Origin of the sequence: Lewinella sp. W8, from assembly GCF_004375085.3 — a bacterium.
Classification (GTDB): Bacteria; Bacteroidota; Bacteroidia; order Chitinophagales; family Saprospiraceae; genus Neolewinella.
Map to the genome: position 1 here is coordinate 1 of NZ_SNAQ03000077.1, position 434 is coordinate 434.

1 protein-coding gene is annotated in these 434 nt (G+C 44.2%); it reads right to left on the reverse strand.

Annotated features, from left to right (window positions below; all coding sequences use genetic code 11):
• Positions 1–227 precede the first annotated feature (227 nt).
• On the reverse strand, positions 228–434 hold a 207-nt coding region (locus E1J53_RS24175), incomplete at its 5' end, for a hypothetical protein (RefSeq protein WP_216650098.1).

Here is a 434-nt window from a genome sequence, read left to right on the forward strand (position 1 = left end):
CGGAGTCGCCTCACGCGCCCTTGCGGCTTGCTAGGTAGCTTCACCAACTCGCTACCAGTGGACTTGCACCACTTAGAAAACTCGCTATCTTTAAAGCGAAGGATGTGCATTCCAGGCACACACAAAGGCTACGACGTCCATGCTCCGCGAAGCTCCGCACGGCGCGTAGCTAGACCGTTGCGCGCAATTAATATAAATATGAAATTTGTCAATTTGATAGATAGTGTTCAATTCTGTTTTTTACTGCAAATTCTTCTCGTTTTAACATGCGGTTGTAATGATGAAAAATTTAAGGATAAATGTACTGGTGTAGCCTTCCCCAAAAACTGGACAGCTCGTTTTTTGAAAATCTTTAAATTCGAGTTGTTATGAAAAAGAAACGATTTAGCGAGACGCAGATCATTACTGCGCTCAAACGCAACGAGCAGGGTGTC